The 24,832-nt window shown below is 42.6% G+C and carries 14 protein-coding genes; 4 read left to right on the forward strand and 10 right to left on the reverse strand.

The genetic code is table 11. From position 1 onward, the window contains the following. Positions 1-31: 31 nt before the first annotated feature. The 7 genes from BFS30_RS02605 to BFS30_RS02635 form a co-directional block, all read right to left on the reverse strand. Positions 32-1,567 (reverse strand): RagB/SusD family nutrient uptake outer membrane protein, encoded by a 1,536-nt coding sequence (locus BFS30_RS02605; protein ID WP_069382254.1) that lies wholly within the window; start codon positions 1,565-1,567, stop codon positions 32-34. 22 nt (positions 1,568-1,589) lie between these two features. Next, positions 1,590-4,682 (reverse strand): SusC/RagA family TonB-linked outer membrane protein, encoded by a 3,093-nt coding sequence (locus BFS30_RS02610; protein WP_069377848.1) that lies wholly within the window; start codon positions 4,680-4,682, stop codon positions 1,590-1,592. A 216-nt stretch (positions 4,683-4,898) separates the two neighbouring features. Then, positions 4,899-7,832, reverse strand: coding sequence for a triple tyrosine motif-containing protein (locus BFS30_RS02615; RefSeq protein WP_069377849.1), 2,934 nt, complete (start codon positions 7,830-7,832; stop codon positions 4,899-4,901). Positions 7,833-7,994: 162 nt separating this feature from the next. Beyond that, the gene (locus BFS30_RS02620) at positions 7,995-10,874 is read right to left on the reverse strand and encodes a TonB-dependent receptor (protein ID WP_069382255.1); all 2,880 of its coding nucleotides are present in this window, start codon (positions 10,872-10,874) and stop codon (positions 7,995-7,997) included. A 103-nt stretch (positions 10,875-10,977) separates the two neighbouring features. Further along, positions 10,978-11,847, reverse strand: a complete 870-nt coding sequence (locus BFS30_RS02625; RefSeq protein ID WP_069377850.1) for a hypothetical protein — start codon at positions 11,845-11,847, stop codon at positions 10,978-10,980. A 513-nt stretch (positions 11,848-12,360) separates the two neighbouring features. Then, positions 12,361-13,380 carry a cytochrome d ubiquinol oxidase subunit II gene (locus BFS30_RS02630; protein ID WP_069377851.1) on the reverse strand — a complete coding sequence of 340 codons (1,020 nt, stop codon included), beginning with the start codon at positions 13,378-13,380 and terminating at the stop codon, positions 12,361-12,363. A 4-nt stretch (positions 13,381-13,384) separates the two neighbouring features. Next, positions 13,385-14,713 (reverse strand): cytochrome ubiquinol oxidase subunit I, encoded by a 1,329-nt coding sequence (locus tag BFS30_RS02635; RefSeq protein ID WP_069377852.1) that lies wholly within the window; start codon positions 14,711-14,713, stop codon positions 13,385-13,387. Positions 14,714-14,917: 204 nt separating this feature from the next. Between BFS30_RS02635 and BFS30_RS02640 the strand changes: the two genes are divergently transcribed. Further along, complete coding sequence (locus tag BFS30_RS02640) at positions 14,918-15,856, forward strand: GLPGLI family protein (protein ID WP_167353118.1); 939 nt, start codon at positions 14,918-14,920, stop codon at positions 15,854-15,856. Next, positions 15,853-18,528, forward strand: coding sequence for a carboxypeptidase-like regulatory domain-containing protein (locus BFS30_RS02645; RefSeq protein ID WP_083251920.1), 2,676 nt, complete (start codon positions 15,853-15,855; stop codon positions 18,526-18,528). Before BFS30_RS02640 ends, BFS30_RS02645 begins: the two co-directional genes overlap by 4 nt. Here the strand turns inward: BFS30_RS02645 and BFS30_RS02650 are convergent. Together BFS30_RS02650 and BFS30_RS02655 are read right to left on the reverse strand one after the other, a co-directional pair. Next, on the reverse strand, positions 18,506-19,948 hold the full coding sequence (locus BFS30_RS02650; RefSeq protein WP_069377855.1) for a M56 family metallopeptidase: 1,443 nt from the start codon (positions 19,946-19,948) through the stop codon (positions 18,506-18,508). The two genes, BFS30_RS02645 and BFS30_RS02650, sit on opposite strands and share 23 nt — an antisense overlap. Positions 19,949-19,952: 4 nt before the next feature. Then, the gene (locus BFS30_RS02655) at positions 19,953-20,315 is read right to left on the reverse strand and encodes a BlaI/MecI/CopY family transcriptional regulator (protein WP_069377856.1); all 363 of its coding nucleotides are present in this window, start codon (positions 20,313-20,315) and stop codon (positions 19,953-19,955) included. A gap of 174 nt (positions 20,316-20,489) precedes the next feature. Here BFS30_RS02655 and BFS30_RS02660 point away from each other — a divergent pair, with 174 nt between their 5' ends. After that, the gene (locus BFS30_RS02660; protein ID WP_069377857.1) at positions 20,490-21,290 is read left to right on the forward strand and encodes a hypothetical protein; all 801 of its coding nucleotides are present in this window, start codon (positions 20,490-20,492) and stop codon (positions 21,288-21,290) included. Here the strand turns inward: BFS30_RS02660 and BFS30_RS02665 are convergent, their stop codons facing one another. Beyond that, a complete protein-coding gene (locus BFS30_RS02665; RefSeq protein WP_069377858.1) occupies positions 21,291-23,858 on the reverse strand; it encodes a M1 family aminopeptidase in 2,568 nt (855 codons plus the stop codon). Positions 23,859-23,974: 116 nt separating this feature from the next. On the opposite strand from BFS30_RS02665, the gene BFS30_RS02670 reads away from it, so the two are divergent. Continuing rightward, positions 23,975-24,823, forward strand: coding sequence for a DUF2911 domain-containing protein (locus BFS30_RS02670; protein ID WP_069377859.1), 849 nt, complete (start codon positions 23,975-23,977; stop codon positions 24,821-24,823). Positions 24,824-24,832 lie beyond the last annotated feature (9 nt).

The raw sequence follows: 24,832 nt of genomic DNA on the forward strand, positions 1-24,832 counted from the left end.
CCGGGACAGAGATCAGTAAACAGGCTGTAGTTTAATTATATCCCGGATTTTGGGCCAGGTGAGCAGTAATCACATCATTGTAAGGAATAGGAAGTAATTCATGTTTTCCTTTCACAAAACCGAGCGGCCCCAGTTCCTGTTGTGCAAGGTCCCATCTTACCAGGTCTAACCAACGGAAGCCTTCAAATGCCAGCTCCAGCTGTCTTTCCAGAACAATTGCCTTAAATAAAGCGTCTCCGCCCAGGCCAGACAATTGCGACATATTTCTTTTCGACCTCAGCAGGTTCAGGAACCCAAGTCCTTTGGATTCAGCTCCTGCACGGAAGTTTGCTTCGGCAGCCATCAGCACCACATCGGCATACCGGATAAAACGCCAGTTTGTTCCGTAATTCACTTCAATCACCGCATTTGGTGTACTCGCTGACTGACTGATATAAGATCCATATTTACGTTGGAAACAACCATCAAAGTCATATACTCCTGTTGCCGGGAATTCACCTCCACCAGCAATCAGTTCTTCTCTGGACATGATGATTTGTTTTCTTCGCACCACATCACCCGCATTCACATAGGCATCAAAAAGTTTTCTTTTGGCAAGATTCATTCCCCAGCCTCCGACCAATGAATCTGCAGTTGCTTTTTTATATCCGGCATCAGATCTTGGTCCCCATAGCTGCACATGGATATTGCTTTCAGGAGTGTCTCCCCATGGAAAGTTACCATAGTCATAAGCAGCAGTACTGGTATAAGAAATTTCGAACAAAGATTCTTTTCCGAATTCCCCCGCTCTGGAAAATGCATCTCCAACAGACTCCGCCAATTGGTATTGCCCGGAGTTGATCACCAGGTCAAATTGCGCTGCAGCATCCGCCCATTTCTTTTGATACAGGTAAACTTTACCTAAAAGCGCCTGGGCAGTTCCTTTAGCCGCACGGAAACGATCTGCTTTGGAATAAGCACTTTTCAATGGCAATACGGCAATGGCTTCTTTCAGATCGGATTCAATCTTTTCATAAACCGCTGCTTTCGGAGTACGACCAACAGAAGAGTATTGGTTCGGATCAATTTCATCCGTAACCAACGGTACATCTCCCCACATGCTTACAAGTTCAAAATAATTATAAGCCCTTAGAAACTTCGCTTCAGCGATAATCCTTTTACGGATATCCGATTCAGGACTAACCTTGTTAATGATCTTATTGGCCCGATACACTGCGATATAGCATTTTTGCCATACCACAGATACCTTATCGTTCTGAGAAGTAGCTGAGTATTTATCCAGCTCCTGATAACCAGGCTGATCTCCACCATTTGCACCACCTGCATTACTTTCATCTGAAGGCATAATCTTCAGCATTAACATGCTGTTCCAGCCTCCTTTATAATAGTCAGATTGCATGATGTCGTAGGTTCCTACTATGGCCAGATTGGCATCTGCATCGGTCTTGTAAAACTCCTTCTCATCCAGTCGTCCGGGAACTTCCTGATCAAGAAACTTTTTGCATCCGGAGGCTAGAAAAAGTGTAGCCATACCTAATATTGCCGTTTTTATAATAAATGTTTTCATCAGATTATATTTTGAATATTTACTAAAAGCTAAATGAAAGTCCAAATAGCGCTTTTCTTGGGGTTGGATAAACTCCTCTGTCTATACCGATGCTATTACCTCCGCCGTTCCCTCCTTCAGGATCAAGCCCTTTATACTTAGTAAAAGTGAAATAATCGTCCAGAGAGACATACATACGCACATTCTGCACGCTGATCTTTTTGGTGAAGGAGTTTGGAAGGGTATATCCCAATTGTAACTGACGGATTTTTGCAAATGAGCCATCGAATACCATCAGGTCACTATTGTAAGATTTTGCATCTGCACCTGCTGAAAAGAAAGTATTGGTACTGCCCTCGCCATTCCAGCGGTCATTAAAGAAGAAATCCGGTTTATTCGCCGTACGACGGTCATTACGAACAAATCCCATCAACACATCATTCCCCTGAGATCCCTGTAAAAAGGCCAGCAAATCAAATCCTTTATAGCTCATGGTGATTCTTGCACCATAAGTGAAATCAGGAAAAGCATCTCCGATATTGGTCTGATCAGTCGGACCGATCGCGCCATCTTTGTTAACGTCTACAAATCTCGGATCACCTGGTTTTGGAGCATAGCCTGTAAGTTTGTTATCCGCAATATACTTATCAATCTCTGCCTGGTTCTGGAAGATACCATCTGTCTGATATCCATAGAAATACCAAAGTGGCAGGTCTTTCTCAAAACGGGTGGCAGACCAGCCTGTACCCACACCTGCACCGGTGATAATCGGATAAAGTGGATTGGTTTTAGTCACCTTATTATCAAGAGCGCTCAGGTTTAGCGCAATCTCATATTTAAAAGCGCTCTCCCTGCCATTGTTATAAGCCAGTTCAAACTCCCATCCTTTATTCACCACATTTCCGCTGTTTACATCATTCAGTCCGTTCCCGGCAATAAATGGGGCCGCTCCGTTGGTAATCAGGTCTTTGGTCGTTTTCTTAAAGTAGTCGGCAGTCAGGGTAACCCTACTGTTGAACAAACTCAGATCCAATCCAAAATCCAGCTGCTCACTGGTTTCCCAGGTCAGAAAGGGATTCAGTAAGTTTGTCGGCGCCGCACCAAGCACAAAGTTTCCTTCAGCATCGGTATACTTCTGCCCCTGGCCAACAAAACTTTGCCATGAACCGATAGGAACATTGGATAAACTACCATTCTGCCCCCAGCTGGCCCTTAATTTCGCATAGTTCACTACATTAGAAATACTGGAAGTATAGAAGTCTTCCTTAGACATTACCCATCCTGCCGATACGGAAGGGAAAGTCCCCCAGCGTCTGTCTGACGGAAACAGAGATGATCCATCGTATCTTAGCGTAGCTGCAAACAGGTATTTATCTTTATAGTCATACATCAGACGTCCGTAGTACGATTGTAAAGTACTGGCGTCATACCTTCCTGTAAAAGTTGATAGTTTTTCTTTCGCCTCCAGAACATATTCCGGATAGGCCCATTTATCTTCATTTCTGAAAATACCGGAATACGAGCCTTCGATGTTGTTGTACATTCTTTTAATAGCCGATGTACCTGCAAGGACGCTGAAATTATGATCTCCTATCTTTTTATTGTAGGTGAGGTAATTCTCCCATTGCCAGTTGAAATAATTCCGCTGATAATCAGATCCGTTAGCAATCGGGGTTGTTTTTTCGCTGGAATACCAGGAAGTAGGGTTCCAGGCATGGTTTCTTACAAACGCAGCATCAATACCGAAACGGGTGGTAAATTTAAGACCGGCAATTGGTTCCACATCAGCAAAGACATTACCTACCAGTTTATTCTGATTGGTTCTGGAGTTGGTGGTGGCAATCATGGCCAATGGATTGCCGTATTCTCCCTGCACATATGGAGAGATTCCATAATAATTTCCTTTTCCATCTCTTACCAGCGGAAAGTTACTGGCCAGTGCATTCTTCACATGAGCAGGCAACTCTCCGGTATAAGTTACGGGAGTAAGCGGATCGTAAGCCAGCATACTTCCAACCACAGAGCCATATTCCGTATTTTCAGAAATGCCACGGTTGGTAAAATTAGAGTACGAAAGACGCTCGCCGATATTCAGCCATGACTTCATCTTATGGTCGGAATTGATCCTTACAGTAACCCGGTCGAATTTAGATTTATCGCTTCCGATAATCCCCTTTTGCGTGAAATAATTCATGCCGATCAGGTAGGTCGACTTCTCAGAACCTCCACTAAAATTCAGCGTGTGGTGTTGCAAAGGTGCGGTATCAAAAACTTCATCAACCCAGTTTGTTCCGGTACCTACAGCCTGCGCCTGGGCAAGAGTAGGCCCGGTAAGCTTAGCTTCAGCCAGGTATTGCTGATATTGCAGCGCATTCATTGGCTTTACGTTATTTCTGGCCGATTGTGAGCCGTATTGAAAGCTGTAATTGATGACCTCGGTATTTGCCTTTCCTGATTTTGTAGTGATAATAACTACACCATTGGCACCTTCAGCTCCATAAATTGCTGCTGAAGCTGCATCTTTCAGAATTTCAATATTGCTGACCTCCGAAGGATCAAGAAATTCAATTCCTCCGGCACGAACCCCATCTACGATATATAAAGGATCAGATTTTCTGTTGGAACCGGCTCCCCTTACCCTGATGCTCATTCCTGCACCCGGTGCACCGGAACTTGGAATCACATTTACGCCTGCAGTTCTACCCTGCAGGGCCTGGTCAATCCTGCCGGAAGAAACCGTTTTCAGGTCTTCAGCTTTTATAGAGGAAATTGCCCCGGTTACGAGACTTTTCTTTTGTGTTCCATACCCGATGACCACAATTTCACTGAGTGCCGTCTCATCTGATTCCAAAGCTACATTGATTGTGTTTCCTGATACGGTAATGACCTGGGCTTTCATTCCTAACTGACGGAACTCCAGCTTTGCGCCGTTAGGGGCAACAATAGCATACTTTCCAGATCCGTCTGTACTGGTCGCTTTGCTGCTGCCTTGTATTGTAACGGTAACTCCCGGCAAAGGTTTCCCATCTGCTTTCTCGGTTACCCTGCCCGTTACTGTGAGCTCCTGTGCCTTGGTAATAAATGGCAGGATCAACAAACAGCATACGAAGAAAATAAGAGTAATACTTCTTTTCATACGATTTAATTTGGTTGGTTAATATTTGGTTAGCTGGCCTGAGCATCTTGCAAAGGCAACATCAAATCTATACCAGGAGCAAATTATTTGTACAAACAGATAGGCCTACACAGCCACTACAGCGAGGTTTAGAGTGCCTGCAGCGCCTCGAAAAAGGCCCTACATCACTACTACAACAAACAATCAACACGCTATATATCAATAATTTAAAATAAATCAACCCGCTACATCGGATCTGGAGATCGTAATCAGAAAATCATACAGATTGGTTTCCGGCATCAGGCGTAGTTTTTTTCTCAAACGGTACCGTCCTACCTCTACTGCTTTGATGGTAATGTTCATAAGTTGTGCAATTTCCTTGGTAGATAAGTTCATCTTAAGGTAAGCACTCAGCTTGAGTTCATTTGGAGTAAGATCCGGATAAAGATCTTTCAGCCGGTTAAAGAAATCGGCATTTACAGAGTTGAAATGCATGGAAAAATTATCCCAGTCCTGATCGCTCTTTTCCACGTCCCGGATCAGACGGATCAGGTGCCTGAAACTTGGAGAACTGTCGTTAATGTCGTGATTCTTGATGACCGTAGAAATCACATCTTTAATTTTTGCCAATACCTTCCCTCTTTGCACCAGGTGCATGGTCATGGTAGACAGCTCCCGGTTTTTGTAATCCACATCTGCCTCCAGTTTTTCATACTCCAGACGAACAATCTCCTTTTCGGAACGGTCCATTTCCAATTGATGCAGATAGCTCAGTTTAGCCTGCGCAAGAATGTGCTTCTTTTTCTGCCATTTAAAGAAAAGGTAAATGATTAAGCCTACCAGCAACAAATAAAGAATATAGGCCCAGACACTCTGATACCAGGCAGGTAACACTTCAAAAGAATAAGAAACCGGTTCAGATTCATTACCCACGCTATTTCTTGCCTTTACCGTAAAAGTATACTTGCCGGCCGGGAGATTGGTATAATCTTTTTCTGTTTTTTGTGCCCAGGGCGACCAGCTTTTATCAAAACCCGTCAGCTGATAACTGAATTCAATGTTTTTCTGATGTTCAAATAAAGTAGATGAATATTCAAAATGCAGGGAATTGAAAGTATTGGACAACCTCAGGGCAGAAGCAGGATCCTGCGAAGTACTGAGGTCATTCTTCTTCATATAATAACCTCCAAAAATAACACTGTCCGTCTTCCCGATCAGGCGAATGGTACCCATCACCAATTTAGGTCTGGAAATGTTCTCCAGATATTTGGTATAGTTGAGGTGATAGGCCCCTTTATTCGCCCCGATAAATACATTCTCCGCATTCATGACATAGATGGACTCAAAACCGCCCACCACCTTGCCATCCAGCTGCGGAAAATAGTGAACAGAAAAAGGAAGGTTTCCCCGGGGCCTGGTAAAATCGAGTACCCCCACCTTTTTATTGGAGACAAACCAGACATTCCCCTTACTGTCTTCCTTCAGGTATTGAATGGGCATCCCCTTTAACGCAGTGTTGAGCAATGGAAACGGTTTAAATTTATTCCCTGCGGCATCGTATTCATAAACTCCCTGTTCTGTAGCAATAACCACCCTGTTTTTCACTTTAAAAACATAGTTGTACATCCAGGAAGGAAGACCTTGTTTGTCGGTGTAAAGCACAGATTTAGTGATTCTTTTATAATCCGGCGACAGCTCGATCTTATAGACCCCATGATAAGGATGAGAAGCCCAGACCTGGTTGTCGTTATCAAAAGCAATAAACCTCAGGGATTCCGTAATCCCCTCCACTTTATTGCCGTTTATAAAATTACCGTTCTGGTAACTGATTTTCTGAAGCCCGAGATAAGAACCTGCAATGATATCTGCTGAGGGAAAAACATTGGACACCGGTTGAAATAACCAGGTCCCCGGAACACTGTATATCTGTCGGGCGATATCCCGTTCAATTACGGAAAAACCGTCTTCATGTCCCATCAGCAGGTGACCATTAAGTTCTGAAAGGCTCCAGACCTGTCCTTTGGTATTGCTGACCTCCCTGAACACTCCCTTTGAAAGACTCAGGTCTTTTAACCCAGACTCTATCGGGGCCACATAGAGCCCGTTTGAAGTACCAATGTACAAATGGTTATTAAACCCGGCAACAGCATAACTGGTGATCTGTTTATTTTTGTCAGGAAAGATATTTTTTACGGCACTATTGATGGCGATGTAGTCAATCCCATCATCCAGGGCGAGCCAGAGATTTTTGTTGTTATCAATGATACAACCCCTCACATTATTGTTCTGAAGTCCTTGCTTATACGTGTACCGCTGCACCAGTTTACCTGATTTGCTGAGGATCATCACCCCTCCGGAAGTGGTCCCGATCAGGTATTTATCGCCTTCCATTTCTTTTGCATAATAAATCCGGTCATTATAAAAAATCCCGTCCAGACTGGTCTTCTTAGCAATGAGCTTTTTATCCTTCATGAGGAACAAGCCGTTCTTTAAGGTAGAAACCAGTAAAGTGTCTTTACCATACTTCATAATTGCGGTTACAGCAGAATTGTTCAGCACCGGATCACTGCAATAAGGCTTCCATACATTGTCCTCGTAAACCATCAGCCCCTTACCTTTGGAATGGGCAAACAACTGTCCGTTTGCCTGTCCGGCAAACTCCCAGGAGACCTCTGGTTTATACACTTTTACCGCTCCGTCTTTATAATGAATGATGGCTGTTGTGGTTCTGAAAATAACCTCGTCATTCAAAATCGACACATTCCATATGTCTGCAAACTTGCGGTACTTTTCGGGAATAAGGGAAACGATAGAGTGGTATTTAAGCACCCCATGATCATCGGGAAAGAAGTACCCGGCCTCATCCTGCCCACCAACAAAAATCCGGTTCTTCGAATCAATTTCAATGGAACGCACGGAAGTGAAATTAGGCAGTCGGACGAGGTTCCAGAATGCCCCGTTAAAACTGAGCAGGCCCTCATTATTTCCGAAATACAAAATCCCGTTTTTATCCTGAGCAAGGTCCCAGTTCTGAATTCCTGCCTTATATTGCTCATTGTTATAATTCACAATCTGCGGACTCGCCATTTGATCCTGAGCCTGACTAAGGAAACTAAAACCCGGAAAAAAACTTAGAAATGAAAGTGTAAACAGCAGTAAAGGTTTTCCCATAAATGATCGCGCAAAAAAAATCCGTATAATGACTAATAAGCCAAAATACGGATTTTAAGGTAGATAACATTGCTTAAATTCAACTCCTGCCCCTCCCCAGGCATTGCGGGAGTTGAGTCAGAATTTCCAAATCAGAATCAGAGTTCTTGATCTAAGAATTCCCTACATGAAACTACCATCCCCCCTACGCATAATTCCTCTTCCATTCTTTCCTTTCGCACCTGTCCATTTCTGTAACCTCATGCTCAAACGAACCATAAAGTACCTGCTCAATGCATTAGATCTGGTGTCAATAATCGCATTATCAGATACATCCTGGTTCACAAAATTATTCTGGTTCAGTAAATCGAAAGCCTGGAAAGTGATCTTTCCTCTACGATCAAACAATTCCTTCTCTACATACATATTGATCACAAAGGGGTTGCTGGTCAGGTTAGAACTGATCCCCCTTACGTAATTTTTACTTGCACTATAACCAAACAGGTAAGTATCCCACAGGTACACCCTTCCATCTACGTTCAATGCCAGTGTATTGGTATTGCTGTTGGCATTGGTCAGCAGGCTATTGGTCGATTTGGTATGGTTATAAGAAACATTCGGATTGATTTCAAACCATTCTGTCGGATTGATCCTTGGCCCGAAACGCTCTACCATAGTCAGTACATTGGTATTATTCTGCAAACCATTGGTCATCGACATGCGGTGATCATAACTCACTGAACCGCTTAAAGCAAGATTATATTTCCGGTCATTCAACTGTTTGTTAACGGAATAGTTTGCATTGATCCGGTATATTCCGTTCTGATTCAGATACCTGGTTTCATTGATATAATTGGTAACGCCACCGGCAAGTGATTGTTTAATCTGCACGGTGTTCCTGATGACTGCATTATCCGTCATTGTACCATTCAGATTAACCGAGTAATTGAGTTTAGAGTTGGCAATATAGTTGTTGTAATTGGCATTGATGGTATGCGTAAAAGCAGCCAGCAGGTCGGGATTACCGACTATAGGATTCTGAGGGTTAGACACATCTCTTACCGGCTGAATCTGATCAAATGTCGGTTCTACCGCAGTTCCGGAATAGTTGATCTGCAGTTTATGTTGTCTGGACCACAAATACTCGAAACGGGCAATCGGGATCATATTAAAACTGTTTCTCTGGGTAGTCGTGCCCAGGCTCAGCTTCGTTCCGGAAAGTACCGCAGGCACCGCTGTTAATCCTAAGGAGAACCTGACTTTAGAGTTCCGGTCCATACCATAACGATAATTCAAGGCGATACGCCCCTGAGTAAAAGAGTAATCATAGATATTGCTAAGTGAATCAATTACAGCCAGATTCCCGTTAGGCCCGATATTTCTTGTTGTTGCGGTATTGTCGTACCCGTTATAGTTAATCTGTGCATTAAATTCTAACTGAGTATTTAAACTCAAAGGCTCTACATAAGTCAGACTTCCCCTGTAATTGTCCTGAAGATTTTTTCGGGCAATAATCCTGTTCACTAAAGAATCCCTGCGTTGAGTTTCTGCAATATCTGTATAAAATATATATCTGGAATCCTGAACCTGTTCCGCATCCTGGTTATTGCTATTCAGCTCTACCTGAGCGGATATATTCCTTCTTGGCTTACTAAATAAATGCTGGTAAAAGATCGTTGCGCCTACCTGTGGTCTGGTATTTTTACTTGAATTTTTACTGAATTCATCCCTATGGTTAAATCCATCCTGAAAAATAGTATCCAATCTTGAATTATTGGTTGAATTATACCGGAATGTCGGAATCACCTTCAGAAAGTTATTACTATCCAGCTCTGCTTCAATTTCCAGACGAATGTTATGGCTTTTAGTCAGGTTATCTGCAATACTGTTTTTCACCTCATTGGTCACATTATCTACCGGCGGAGCATCACTATTAGGATCTATCGCTGCAAATCTCTTCGCAGTACTGTTATTGAGGGAATTCACATCTGTAGAGCTAAAGCCATAATTTAAATTCACCTCTACCTTTTTGCTGACTTTATCCCTATAACTAAAAGAGCCATTTCCCGCCTGCGTAGTTCCGCCGCTTCCGCTTGAACTGCCACTATTCGCATTGGTATTTCCTCCATTATTACCACCTCTTCCACCACCGCCGGAATTCCCACCGCTATTTCCTCCGTTGTCTCCGCTGGAAGCAACACCGTTCACTGTATTGTTGAAACGTCCGTTTACACCGATGGTCTGATTCCCGCTCACCCTTGTCGCAAACAGTCCGGACTCAAATCTTTTGTTATTTCCTGCACCAACATTAATATTGGCCATGTTTCCAACCGATTTATCCGTCCGGGTTGTAATGTTCAGAATTTTCTCCGGATCTCCGTCTTTTACCCCGGTCCTTGCCGCCTGATCTCCGTAATCATCCACCACCTGAATCTTCTCCACAATCTCTGCCGGTAGATTTTTTATGGCATTTGCCAGATCACCGCCGAGGTATTCTTTTCCATTTAACTTAGCCTTGGTTAAGGTTTGTCCCTGATGAGTAACTGTCCCGTCGGTACCCACTTCCATTCCTTCCATTTTTTTTAGCAATTCATCAACTGTAGCGTTCTTCCTGACGATATAATCGCTGGCTTTGTATTCAACGGTATCAGTCTTATAGGTAATAGAGGGCGTACCATTGATCACCACTTCATTCAGCTGGTTCTTTTCCTCTTTCAGGGTGATGGGGTCCATCACGATTCTTGGAATGGCATCATTTTGTTTATAACGCACCGGTTTGGAAGCCGTATAACCAATGCTCTGAACTAAAAGTGTATAGGTAGCTGATTTAACATTCTTAAAAATAAAGATCCCATCGGCATTGGTACTCGTTTTTAGGGTGTCTTTATCCGAAGTCAGGCTTACGGTAGCGCCAATCACACCCAGATCTGTGGAATCTTTTACAATTCCGCTGATTTCACGTGTAGGAAGTGGCGGAGGAGGATTCTGCCCCTTAGGCGAGTCCTGTGCAAAAAGAAAAACTGAACTAAAAATAAGGGTCAATAAGAGGGTTATTTTCTTCAAAGCTCCAGAATATCGGGTGCGATGGACTTGCTGCAGCCGGAAAGCTGTAAGCTTGTAAGAATGGTTCATGTTTTGTATATGGTTTGGTTTGTGTGTGTCTCTCTTATTTTCTGACTAAACTGTATTTACCCCAGAAATCTGTTGGGCTGATCAGTGCCTGAAAATCTATACCGGAATTTCCTCCCCCTCTCGGTCCGAATCCACCACCACCAAATCCTGCTCTGCCACCACCGCCACCGCCGAAACCACCGCCATCTAATCCTGGTATTTGTAATCCGTTCAGCTTAATGTGATAAGCAAACTCTGTATTGCTGTCTTTGGAAAGGCCGAAAGCAGCCAATGGAATAGCGATCTCATAGAAAAAGGCATGGTCATTCCCGATGGATGCAACCGCCTTAATTCCATGTTCATTATAGATAGATACCAAAGTATCCGTTGTATTCTTAAATCCGCTGATTTTAATTTCTTTGACCTGCGCCAATTGTGTCCTCTGCATCGCAGCCATCATAGAATCCCGCTGTTGCTTATTCACCTGCTGGCCACCACCACCGCCTCCCATAACGGTCATCATCTGTCTGCGGCCTCCGCCCTGTCCGCCGCCACGATTCATATTTCCGCGGTTTACAATCGGGTAAGTCAGGCTGATGCTTTCTTTCTCTTTCTTTTTACCATCAGGGTTTACAGAAAAGGTAATCCCACCTGCCATGATCTTGGTATTATTGGCAGCATCTGTCGACCTGATCGCTACATAAAGATTCTGATCGTCATTGCTGATGGTATAATAGATATTTGTCCGCTTGTTCAAAGCCTGAAAATTGCCATTCCACTCCTTATCCTTGCCATCCGCCCGAATTCCTGTAGGAGCAATCAGCCCTTTTTCCTGTACATCTGGTAATTTCTGTGCATATCCTGATAAGCTGAAACCGGCAAGTAGAATCGAATGGAAGGTGAATTTGAAGAGTTTTGCATTCATAACGGGTCAAATTAATGGCAGTATTTTATATGGTTGATGTGGTTAAGACATGATAAACTGATTTAGGTTTAACGGCTATAATTAATTTTTTTCTTCTTCAATCAGTTTGTTACAATAGACGATTGCTGCTGTTCATCAAACCGGCTCATTTAAGCTGTCTCTGATACAGGCGGATAACTGGAACACCCCAAATACCTCACTGAAACGTACCAGGAACGTCTTCTCGATCAAAAAGACGTTCCTGGTACGTTCCTGATACGTTGATGGTACGTTCCAGTTATCCGTTTACCCAAAAGGCTAACCGAACATCAGGCGAATATACTCGCTGCCGGAACAGCATATGGATGTTTTCTGATAAAAACCGCTCATTTGGCGTTTTTATTTTATACCTTGAAAAAAAGCAGAGACAATGATATATGGAGTAAGAGTTGGAATTTCAGAAATCATGATCATAATCATGGGTTTAATTATCATTTTCCTGGTGATCCGGGCCTTTATTTTTCAACCCAGAGGCTAATGAGCCGAGGAGACATCTTTTCGTTTCGTAAAAATGTAAATCAGGTAAAACAAAGCCGGCAAAATGAAGATACTCCCGATCAGCAGTGCATACGCCAGGGAATCTATCGTTTTCGTTTGCCCCTGATGGGTCAATAGAGAAAGATTCGTTCCGTTTTTCAATAACACAATGTCCGGAAAGTGGCTGTAAGTAGCTGCAAACAAAATCATAGAAACCTGAAAACCGGCCAGCAACCTCAGCATAATTGGCTGATCGCGTTCCAGAATAAAAAACATTATTACCAGGGAAATACTGGCCGCAATAATGGCAATCAATCCCGGAGTATCTCCGAATATCCAGCTAAATAACGGAATCTGCTCCAGGTAAGCTGCAAGGAATACCAATGCTCCACAGGCCATCACGATAAAAATTGTTCTGCGGGCTTTTCTGGTAAAATGCTTTCTATCGCTTTCATTGTCCGTCTGTCCGATGATAAAAATGGTCGCCAGAAATCCGCAAATGCTGACTGTAAAAACACCTACCGCTATAGAAAACCAATTGAGCCAGCTGAAAACATAAGCCGATAAGAAATCATTTGCCTGAAGGTCTATCCTTCCAGAAACAGCACTTGCAGCAATAATTCCAAGAAAAAATGGGGTGATCAGACTCGAATAGACAAATATCGGTGTGTATATTTTTTGCATGTCGTCTTCTACCGCATCATAGTTTCTGAAGACAAAAGCTGTTCCGCGGGCAATGATACCCAGCAACATGCAGACAAGGGGAATATGAAGGTATACAGAAACAGTAGTGTATATTTTAGGAAAGCCTACAAAGAGAATCACAACGGCGATAATGAGCCACATGTGATTGGCTTCCCATATCGGGCCAATCGCATCGTACATTGTTTTTCTGGTTCTGTCTTTATTTCCTTTAGCGGTAAATAACTCAATAATTCCGGCACCGAAATCGGCTCCTCCCAGAAGGATGTACAATAAAATGGCGGTCCAGAGAAAAATAATAACAACGTATATCATAGAACTAGCTTTTAGGAACTTCAGTTGAAGAATCGTATAACTTACCCACCATGGCAATCTGGCGGTATAACAATAAACTCACAATTACAGAAAGCGAAATGTACACCCCGGTAAAAAGGTAAAAGGAATACGCAATTCCCGGCATGGGGGTAACCGCATCGGCAGTCCTCATGATCCCGTTAATGATCCAGGGTTGTCGCCCAACCTCAGTAACCGTCCAGCCGGCTTCCAGCGCAATAAAGCCCATAGGCGTAGCCATCACAAATAATTTCAATAGCCAGCTGCTGGTCTGCCATTGCTTCTTCTTCCAAAGCGCAATAAAATACAATAGTGCCAGACCAACCATAGCCATTCCCAATCCAACCATTATCTGAAAAGCGTAATGTGTTACTGCAACCGGAGGTTGGTTTTCTTTGGGCACACTATCCAGACCCTTCACTTCGCCATTAAAATCGCCGGTCGCCATAAAACTAAGCAAGCCAGGAATTTTGATGGCATAATCTACTTTTTTTCCGGCCGTATCAGGAATACCTCCAATAATCAGCGGCGCATTTCTTTCGGTATGAAAATGAGCCTCCATGGCTGCCAGTTTAGCCGGCTGACGCTTTGCTACGTCTTTAGCGGAGATATCGCCACTGATGGGCTGTAAACAGGCTGCAATTGTTCCGAACACTGCGGCAATCTTAAATGCCTTACTGTGAAAGGCTACATTTTTACCCCTGAGGATCATTAAGGCATGAATCCCGGCAACTGCAAAACCTGTCGACACAAAAGCGGCTACTGTCATGTGCAGTGCCTGAGAAAACCAGGCATCATTGAACATCGCCTTTATCGGATCAATATTAAGGTATTGTCCGTCTATATAATCAAAACCTGCCGGACTATTCATCCAGGCATTCGCAGCGACCACCAGGATCCCCGATAACAATCCGCTGATACCAACCACCACTCCTGTTGCCCAATGAAACCAGGGATTGATCCGGTTCCAGCCATACAGGTAAAATCCAAGTGCAATCGCTTCAATAAAAAATGCCGTTCCCTCTAAAGAGAAAGGCATTCCGAATATAGGGCCCGCATGCTCCATAAATTTAGGCCAGAGCAGGCCCAGTTCAAAAGACAGTACTGTTCCTGAAACCGCACCCGTAGCGAAAAAAATAGCCACTCCCTTACTCCAGGCTTTTGTGACATCACGGTAAACTACATTTTTGGTTTTAAGCCAGTAAAAGTGTGCCAGAGACATAAAAAATGGCATCACCATTCCAATACAAGCAAATACAATGTGAAAGCCAAGAGAAAAGGCCATCTGAAGGCGGGCAGCTAAAAAATCGTCCATATTAAAGTTTTAATAAACGGTAATGGATAAAAGAAATCTTGCCCGCTAAGTTAAGGCTTAATGACCGCAGAACATATTTTTTCCCAATTAATTAAACATAAAGAAGTAAAAATAATCTACGAATAAATTGTATTACTACGATACTTTCGTATGTTTACAATATTATCGTAGATGAGCCTGATTATTGAACCAAAAAACAACAACATGAAAAAACAGATTTTGTTATTAAGTGGCATTACGGCCTTACTTTTCAGTACTGTCAAAGCACAGAAAGCAGATAGCATCCGGGCAAAAGCAATTTATGCATTTACCCATATCAAAGACACCACTCAGCGCGATAAAACGGTCAGCGAAGAAATGGTTCTGCTTCTCGGTAGCAAAACCAGCGCCTACCTGAGTATGGATAAAATCCGTTTTGACCTGCAGCGTAAAAAAGATATTGAAGAACAGATCAAAAACTCGGTTCCGGGAAAGCTGAGCATTAACATCAAAGCCAATCCTAAAAGTGTAACCAATGATGAGTTCTATCAGTATCCGGCCGACAAAAAAATCATAATCAAAAAGAAACTGGTCAACAACTACCTCATTGAAGAACCGCTTCCCGAGATCAATTGGAACATCAGCTCGGATACGATTACAATTTCCGGTCTGAAATGTCAGAAAGCAATCGCTCATTTTAAAGGCAGAAACTATACCGCCTGGTTTTGTCCGGACCTCCCTTTTCAAAGCGGCCCCTGGAAGCTCAATGGCTTACCTGGATTAATTCTGGAAGCCTATGATGCTAAACAAGAAGTAGTCTTTAAGTTTCAGGGCTTTGAAAAGGTGCACAATACCACTCCTGTAAATGAGGAAGCAGAATCAGCTATTGGTGGGATCAGCATCAGTGGAAAAGTAAAAATCTCCGGATTAAGTAGTGCGGAGTTGCTGAACTCCCCGACATTTTATTTACCCAAAGGCAGCATAAAAACTACCCAGAAGGAGTTTGACAAACTCAATGAGGCGATGAAGAAAGATCCTGATGGTTTCATCAATTCTTCAATGGCTGCTGAAGGCCGGATGACAAGCGGACGAAGGACCACGAGTAAAACCACGATCATCACGGAAACGGAAAACAATCCTATAGAATTAGCTGAGGTAAAATGAAAATAGCTATTTTTTGGATCAGTCTCCTTTGGTGTTTGTTTTTCATGAAGCAGGCTATGGCGCAAAATCAGATCACCGGACAGGTCAAAGACCAAAAGGGAAAAGCTGTAAATGCAGCTACAGTTACTTTGAAAAGCGGTGATGGAAAGATTATCGCCTTTACCCGAAGTAATGAAAATGGAGCTTATCAGCTTAAGCTTCCGGCAGCACAAACTACCGGGTTTTCTATTGAAGTAAGTAGCCTGGGCTATAAACGGGAAGTACAATCGCTATCCGACCAGAACAAAGGATATGATTTTGTACTCAGTGAATCCACCATCGCCCTACCCACGGTCGTCATCAATAACAGACCCAGGTTAAGGCTGGATGGCGATACCCTAAACTACAAGTTATCAGATTTCAGTAATCCGCAGGACCGGGTATTGGGTGATGTATTGAAAAAAATGCCGGGGATTGAAGTGGCTAACGATGGCAAAATCTCCTACAATGGCAAAAACATCTCTAACTTTTACATTGATGGCGACAATCTCCTGGATGATAAATACAACATTGCGACGAAAAGCATACCTAAAGAAGCGGTAGACAAGGTCCAGGTGATTCAGAATGACCAACCTATAAAAATGCTCAGGAATAAGACAAACAGCGATGACGTCGCCCTGAACATCACTATAAAAAACGAGGCAAAACTCAGACTGATGGGCCAGGCCAGCCTCGGTGCCGGTCTTCCAAACCGCTTCGATGAAAATATCAATGGAATGATGTTCAATAAGAAATATAAGGGCATCAATTACCTGAAAGGGAACAACATCGGAAATGATCCGGCCAGGGAAATCACTGCCCATAATTTCTCAGACCTGAATGAGCGCCTGAACAACAATAAACCAGGCGCGCTTTTATCTACAGGAGCCGCCGGCGTACCAGACCTGCCCCAGAACAGATACCTGTTTAACCGGGCCGCCCTACTCAACGTCAATAACCTCTTTAACCTGAAAAAAGAAGTACAATTAAAAACAAACCTCTATTATCTGATAGACCGCCAGCAAAGGGATTATGATAAGTTTACAGAATATTACCTGCCTTCAGGAAATGTAAGCTTTACAGAAAAACAAAACAATACGGCAAGACCAGATCAGCTCAGGGCGCAGGCAAGCCTGAACATCAACCGGGAAAATTCCTACCTCGACAATACTTTCATCAGCAATTATAAACCGACGAAATATCAGGTGGGCTTAACCACAAATGGAATTCCGTTCGGGCAGCAACTGCAACAAAGAGCATTTGACATTTCGAATGAATTCAGTTACCTGAATACCCTTAAGAACGGGCATATCTACAACCTGTATTCTTATTTAAGTTATAGCAATCAACCGGAAAAACTTCAGGTCAACTCTGGTTTGAATGAGGAGCAATTTAACAATGGAATCCCCTATTCAGGATTAATCCAGCAAAGCAATACCCCGGCCTATTTCTCGAATAGCTACCTCTCCTTTAAAAAGGTATCATCCGGAATTATTCAAACTTATAAAACCGGTTTTAGTTTCCAGGATCAACAATTAAATTCAGAACTCCAGACCATACAACAGAATTCACAGGTCCAGCCGGCTGCAATTGATGCGGTTAACGATCTTCAATGGAAGCGTTCCAACCTCTACGCCGAAGGATTATATGAATTTGAGACGAAAAATGAAAAATTAAAAGCGAGTCTCAATGTACCGTTGAGCTATCAGTACATTCATTATCAGGACCCAGGCTATGCATTGGATAGAAAAATGAACCGTTTCTTTGTAAACCCGGGATTGAGGCTCAAATACCAGACTGGAATAGAAAACTATTTACAACTTTCCTATACCCTAAAAAATGAGCTGGGCACGATGGACGACGTTTACCGGGGGGCTATATTGAGAAATTATCGCAGTTTGTACACCAATAATGCCCCTTTGTCTGAACAAAAAAACAATACGGCTGCACTTAGCTTCACTTACAGAAAGGCCATTACCCTTTTCTTTTTCAATCTGCAGGCGAGCTACAGCAACATCAACCTGAACACCATCTCTTCCAGTATACTGACCAACAACCTGCAGGAAAGGATTGTATTACCTTATGAAAATAACATCAACGCTTATAATCTGGCGGGAAATGTCAGCAAATACTGGTTTGAATTGAGAACGACGTTCAGCATGGGATTAACCTGGTCAAAAACCAGGAGCAACCAGTTTCAGAATAATGAACTACTTCCTTACAATGCGATTAACAATGGAATAAAAGCCGGATTCCAAAGCAAAATCAGCAGCACGACCAATTTCAATTATGCTGTAAATTATAACGTGATGGAAAGTAAAAGCACGCTAAATAAAGAAGAATCTATAAAGTATAAACAGCTGAGACAACTGGCAGAACTTTCGTTTATGCCGGTCAAAGATCTTTTCCTCAACTTATCTGCTGAACACCTTTATACCAAACAATCCGGGCAGGACAGGTTGAGCTATATTTTCTCAGACCTGAGTGCCAGGTATAAGGTTAATAAGATCAATACCGATTTTGAATTTGGAATCAGCAATCTTGGAAACATAAAGACCTATAGAACGGTATACCTGTCGGGAAATGCCTTTACTTCCGGAACTTATCAGATACCGGGAAGGATTGCGATGTTTAAAGCTGCCCTGACTTTTTAAAGATCTTGGTATAAATACGAATCCCTTTGGTTTTTGGGTACTGGTCGTTCTTCTGAATATCGACCCGCTCAATATCAAGGGGATTCAGCTCTTTCATCCTTTCTTCAGAAACTTCTATATCGTCGATATAAGTTTTAATATCCTGATCCTTTCCGGGAAATACTCCTTCCGGCGACCTGGAGTCATTGCTCTTTCTTTTAATAATCAACACCCTTACGGAATCTGGGTTACCGGAAGGTACCGCAGCACCGATCTTGAAAACCGACATTCTCACCTTTCCCGGAGCATCATCCTCATTAGCCGCTCCGGCATTTAGGCGCCTGATGTGTACAGTGGTCAAACGTTTTCCACTATCTGCTTCTTTGATCTCCATAGCCATTTCTTCTGCGGAGTTATAGCTCATTTTATCTGGCCGGGGGCTAATTTCCTGAGCTGCATTTTTATTTTTTCTCTTGACCACTTTCTTCTTAACTGCTTCAGCTGGTTTTTCTGTCACTAAAGAAGGAGACTGCCTTGTTTTGGTTTGAAGCCTCTCCTGAAGGCCAAGGTTCTCTTTGAGTTCCGTTTTAAATAAGGTAAACGCAGTCGTCAGCACCAGGAGCACTGGCAGTAAAAACACGTACCGGATCAACTGAACATCAGATGATTTTTTTGAATTCATCATGATAATCCGCCTTTTTATTCCGGTAATATTGAAATTATTCATCAATACTGAAGGGGCGCTGGCAGTTAAAGTATGAATCATACTATATTGATAAGCCCTACGGTCTACTCCTCTCTGCAAAATCCGTTGGTCTGTGATGAACTCCACATTTTCTTTAATTGCCTTCCTCATGTACCAGACTCCCGGATTAAACCAATAAAAAACAGTGGTCAGCTCTGCCATCAGAATATCGATGGTATGCCATTCTTTCACATGAACCTCTTCATGTGCCAATACCGCATTCAGCTCCAAGGGCTGGTGAAGCTGCGGATTGAGGTAAATGTTTTGCCAAAAAGAAAAAGTATTGATGTTTCCATTCAGAAAGCGGACCTGATACTGACTAACCTCTCCTGGAACAGAGCTTCGATGCACCCGATAAAGCGAATAAAATCTGATCATCATCCGGAACGCCATAAACAGTACCCCTGCCCAGAAAATAATTCTGGCAATTAACCAGTAATCAAGGCCGGGGGCATCGGTACTCAAAATATAAAAGGTAGGCAAAGCGGCGGCTATAGGTTTTACCAGAGCCTCATTTTTTGCAAAAATGACTATAGGATCCACAAATGGATATAAAGAAGAGAACACAATTCCAGCCAGTAAAAAGAACCTGTTCAGGGTATAGAAAGTAAGTTTACGAAGAATCAGGTAATACGCCAGACAAAAAACGATCAGCGCAGCATTTACTTTCAACAGAAAAACAAATAATTCAGGCATCACATCAGTCTTTAGGATTTTCTATGAGGTTGATAATTTCTTTCAGTTCATCCGCACTAATCTTATTGTCTTTGGCAAAAAAAGCCACCAGTTCTTTATAGGAATTTTGAAAATAATCATTCACAAAGCCACTCATAAAGCGCTTTTTATATTCAGCTTCCTTGACTTTAGCACTGTAACGATAAGCATTAGCAAATTTCTCGCTTTTTAAAAATCCTTTCCGTTCCAGGTTTTTAACGGTTGAAGCCAGGGTAGTGTAAGGAGGCTTAGGCTCATGTAACAGCTCCATGAAATCTTTGATGAAACCTGCACCAAATTGCCAGACTGCCTGCATGGCTTCTTCTTCCTGTATAGTTAACTTTTCCATAATTACGATATTATCGTAAATATACGAACTATACGTTGACTATTCCAAATTCATCAGCTCACAAAAGCATCGCCTTCGATAGACTAATTTCAACAATAAATTAATTTATAGTTACAAATTCAACCAAACAAGAAAAATACTGCATAGATTCATCATTCATTAATTGATGCAACTATGAATCTAAAAACCATTCTGCTCGGGTTCCTCCTGCTATCCTCAGCCTCCGGCTGTAAAAAAACAACTTCATTAACTAGCCCTCCAAAAACGGAAGAAGAACAGGAATCACCCGAAACTCAGCTTCTTCCCGTAAAAATTGAAAGAGGAAAAGCCCTGATCAACCTGAAGTACCTGGACGACAAACCTGTATTAACTGAAATTACTTACCCCAATGGAGAAGTGGCAAAACTCATTTACACGAAAACCGGATACCTCTCCAGATTGGAACATTACAAGAACAACAAAATCGTTCAGTATTTCAGCTATGCACTGGATACAGAATTTAGGATCAGCAAAATACAAAGCTGGAATCTTAAGGATGAAAGTTTCAGCCTCAGCCATCAATATACCCTTGCTTACGACAAGCAGCATGGCATCAATAACCTGAAGAAGTATGACCTGGCTTCCGATCTTCTGGAAGAAAAAATACTGGACTATTCTGCCCAGGGCAATCCTGTAGCCATTACCCTGATCAAAAAGAGCACGAGTAAGGAGAGCATCTGGGCATATGATGATCGGGCCGGGATATTTTCCAATCTTCCTTATGCCTCATTACTGTTCTTAGAGCAGGAAAACCAGGATATCTGCATGGGAAAAAATAATCCGCTCAGTTCCATTACGCGCCGGTCGCCTTCAGAAAACCAAACGTTTAGTTATACCTATAACAACACCGGTTATCCTTCAGAAATTATCCGAAAAAAAGGCAGCATTTCAGAGACCATAAAAATCACCTACAAGGCAATCAAACGGACAGATTAACTATTTTTTGAGCAAGCGTTCAGCCCGGTACAGGTAATCTACTGCCTGCAGAATTTTTGCTTTCAGCTTAGGATTGTAATCAGGATGGGCTTTCAGAAAGTCCGTTACCACCTGAACAGCCTCTGTGCTTTGATAATTGCTAAAGGTAGATTGCAGCCAGTTCTGTGGAAAGAAAATATCTCCGGTAGTTTGAATCTCAGTCAGCATCTCCAGGCTCTTAGGCAAGTACTTCACAGAAGTAGCTTGTCTGAGCGGATGGTGCAAATAATACAAAGCCACACCAACATTGGATTCCTTTGCCCTGTTTTCTTTCCGTTCCATACTTTTAAAAAAAGCCTCCCGTTCAGTAAGCTCCGGGGAGACCGCAGGCATGATAAATTCAAACCGTTTTCTCCGGTCTTCATTACTGATTCTGTTCAATTGCTCTTTCAGTATTGCTGATCCGTTTTCCTCCCGGAGTGCTAAAGAAAAAGCTAAAGAAGTATAGTCATCTTCAGAAAGCTTAAGCCCTTCCGGTGCCTTCCGGTTTTTCCAGATCTGAAACAGCTGACGCCCTGCTTCCTTAGATAAAAAGATATCCTGATAAGCCTTAAATAACAGCTTCTTATGATTTGAAGCAGATTGTCCAAGCATGGCCTTCCATAAGGACTGTTCTAATGTGGAGGCCTGCAAAGCTCTTCCTTCCGCATCTGTAAACTCCCAGAAAATCGAAGCAATATATCCGGTAATCAGTTTAAGGTTTAGCTCTTCCTTTTCTTTATCCAATCCTGTGATGAAAAGGTTCAGTAACTCAGCCGGCTTTATCGCCCTTCCGCTAAGCATATTCTCATACAGTGAAATATAAGCCGAAGCCCTATCCAGTGGCTTGTTAATTTGATAAAGGTTCTTAAACATTCCCTGATCCAGCGGCCATAATCCATAACCCTGACCGGAAGAGTTAAATTGAACAAATAGCGGAGCTTCTAATCCAATGGCTTCCTTCAATTCTACTTCCGCCCTATCCAGGTTTACGGTAAGTTCTTTAACAGCACCAGGATAATGTAAAGTAAGCTCAAAGAGTTGAGGCCATACTTTATCCTTTCCATATTCCGGTTTTTGCTGAATGCTGAACCTGCTGATTTTATGATCTTTCTGCTCCAGGACATAATCAATTACCGGCCTGCCGGTATCATTTACCCAAACCTTGTTCCATTCCTGTAAATCCGCATCTGCATAGTGATCCAGAATGGTAATCAGATCCGGCCAGGAAGCATTACCATTGGCAAACTTCTTCAGGTACTCCCTTACCCCCTGCTGAAATTTGTCTTTACCCATCAGGCGTTCCAGTTGCCTCATCATGATTGGTGCCTTATGATAAATGATATTGCCATACAATGTGCCGGCGTCTTTTAAATTGTCCAGGTCCTGACGGATGGGGTTTGCACCAATACTACGGTCTACCCCATATGCTGCGGGAAAATGGTCGACTAAAAACTTCAGGTCAAACACCTCTTTTCCGGTGATGGCTTCCGTACTTTTATCTGCCATAAAGTTAGCAAAGACCTCTTTCATCCAGACGTCTGTAAACCAGTTCATGGTCACCAGATCTCCGAACCACATATGCGCTGTTTCATGGGCAATGAGGTTGTTTCTGGAATTCCACTGGTCTTTTGTTGCTCCGGCATCAAGAAACAATGCAGACTCTTTATACTGAATTGCCCCTACATGTTCCATTCCCCCAAATTGAAAATCAGGAATAGATACGAAGTCAAACTTCTGAAACGGATAGGGAATTCCCGTCCATTCTTCCAGAAATTTCAATGAGCTTCCGTGGATTTTGAAGACTTCGTTAAGGCTATGGTTGATCTTGGCAGTATCTGTTTCCCGATATAAAAAATTTGCCTGTAAATGGTCCATTCCAGCTCTTGCAGATTTGAATTTGCCTGCAGCAAAGGAGAAAAGATAGGTACTAATGGTATCTGAAGTATGAAAACGATAAGTTTTACGGAGACCATTTAGCGTAGAATCTTTGAGGCTCCCATTGGCTATGGCCTTCCAGTCTGAAGGCACTTGTAAAGTTAAAGTGTATACCGCTTTCAGGTCTGGCTGATCAAAACAAGGAAATACTGTTCTTGCCCTGTCGGGTACAAACAAGGTATAAAGGTAATCGGCGTTGCGGTTTAATGCTCCATTCCCCGCAGTAAATTCCAGATCTACAACATTCTCCCCCTGTTTTAAGTATCTGGTTGCAATAACCAGATGTTCATTTACATGTACCATCTCTATTTGGCTTCCATTAACAGCAATACTTTTAACCTTTGCCGGGTCCTCCCTGAAGTCAAGTTGCAGCGGGTATTTGTTTGATTTTAGCTGGAAGGAAACCTTTTCCTTAGCACCAATCTGCTGACTTTTCTCTGCCGGGATGTCCAGATCCAGTTGATAATGGACTTTACTGATCGTTGCCTTTCTATAGCGGGCAAGCTGATGAGAAACACCATTTTCAGGATTTGCACCCGGAATGGATTTAACCGCAGAACAGGAAAAAAATAGGGCAGCAAATGCCGGAAGAAGGTGACGTACATGAAGCATCTGGCTAATTTAGGGAATGATTTTCTAATTTATTCGTCAAGTTTAATAACTACGAATGTATTTATCTGAAATAAGCATTCTTTAATGTAATTTAGTAGCAACAAAACTTAAATCAGATGAAAACAACATTAAAAACGGTGCTGCTTCTTGCTTTAGCAGTATCATTAAGCACTGAACTTCAGGCCCAGGGCGTTAAATTGCCACAGGCAAGTTCTGCTCAGACCATCACACAAAGCTTTGGATTAGGAAAAGTAACCCTCTCTTATTCTCGTCCCAACACTAAAGGCCGTAAAGTTTTCGGTGCAATGGAACCTTTTGGTCAGGTTTGGCGTACCGGAGCAAACGGAGCAACTTCAATCACCTTTACAGATGCCGTGAAAGTTAACGGACAGGAACTTGCTGCAGGAACTTATGGTGTGTTTACCATTCCAGGTAAAGACGAATGGACCGTAATATTCAATAAAGACGCCAAACAATGGGGTGCTTATGAATATAAAGAAGCGGAGGATGTATTGCGCATCAAGGTTAAACCGGTAAAACTAAAAGACAAAGTAGAGACATTTACAATGCAGTTTGCCAACGTTTTTCCTACTACAGCTCAATTGCAACTGGCATGGGAGAATACAGGAGTAAACATCGACCTGTCTACAGAAATTGATGCCCAGGTAATGGCAAGCATCGAGGAAGCGATGAAAGGCGAGAAAAAACCATATTTCTCCGCAGCACAATACTACTTTGAAAATGGTAAAGACCTGAATAAAGCATTGGAGTGGATCAACGCTGCTGAAGCAGCTGATGGTAAAGCACCATGGGTGAAATTATGGAAAGGCCGTATTCAACTGAAAAAAGGTGATAAAGCAGGTGCCATTGCGACTGCAGAAGCCGGAATCAAATTGGCTGCAGAAGCTAAAATTGATGAGTATGTAAGGTTAAACAGCGCATTATTGGCTGAAGCTAAGAAATAAGCTTTCCTT

Source organism: Pedobacter steynii, from assembly GCF_001721645.1.
In the GTDB taxonomy this organism is placed as follows: domain Bacteria; phylum Bacteroidota; class Bacteroidia; order Sphingobacteriales; family Sphingobacteriaceae; genus Pedobacter; species Pedobacter steynii_A.

What these genes read in the sequence shown, in the direction of transcription:
- BFS30_RS02605 (WP_069382254.1), bottom strand. Translation starts at nt 1,567, where the DNA reads ATGAAAACATTTATTATAAAAACGGCAATATTAGGTATGGCTACACTT.
- BFS30_RS02610 (WP_069377848.1), bottom strand. Translation starts at nt 4,682, where the DNA reads ATGAAAAGAAGTATTACTCTTATTTTCTTCGTATGCTGTTTGTTGATC.
- BFS30_RS02615 (WP_069377849.1), bottom strand. Translation starts at nt 7,832, where the DNA reads ATGGGAAAACCTTTACTGCTGTTTACACTTTCATTTCTAAGTTTTTTT.
- BFS30_RS02625 (WP_069377850.1), bottom strand. Translation starts at nt 11,847, where the DNA reads ATGAATGCAAAACTCTTCAAATTCACCTTCCATTCGATTCTACTTGCC.
- BFS30_RS02630 (WP_069377851.1), bottom strand. Translation starts at nt 13,380, where the DNA reads ATGATATACGTTGTTATTATTTTTCTCTGGACCGCCATTTTATTGTAC.
- BFS30_RS02635 (WP_069377852.1), bottom strand. Translation starts at nt 14,713, where the DNA reads ATGGACGATTTTTTAGCTGCCCGCCTTCAGATGGCCTTTTCTCTTGGC.
- BFS30_RS02640 (WP_167353118.1), top strand. Translation starts at nt 14,918, where the DNA reads ATGAAAAAACAGATTTTGTTATTAAGTGGCATTACGGCCTTACTTTTC.
- BFS30_RS02645 (WP_083251920.1), top strand. Translation starts at nt 15,853, where the DNA reads ATGAAAATAGCTATTTTTTGGATCAGTCTCCTTTGGTGTTTGTTTTTC.
- BFS30_RS02650 (WP_069377855.1), bottom strand. Translation starts at nt 19,948, where the DNA reads ATGCCTGAATTATTTGTTTTTCTGTTGAAAGTAAATGCTGCGCTGATC.
- BFS30_RS02655 (WP_069377856.1), bottom strand. Translation starts at nt 20,315, where the DNA reads ATGGAAAAGTTAACTATACAGGAAGAAGAAGCCATGCAGGCAGTCTGG.
- BFS30_RS02660 (WP_069377857.1), top strand. Translation starts at nt 20,490, where the DNA reads ATGAATCTAAAAACCATTCTGCTCGGGTTCCTCCTGCTATCCTCAGCC.
- BFS30_RS02665 (WP_069377858.1), bottom strand. Translation starts at nt 23,858, where the DNA reads ATGCTTCATGTACGTCACCTTCTTCCGGCATTTGCTGCCCTATTTTTT.
- BFS30_RS02670 (WP_069377859.1), top strand. Translation starts at nt 23,975, where the DNA reads ATGAAAACAACATTAAAAACGGTGCTGCTTCTTGCTTTAGCAGTATCA.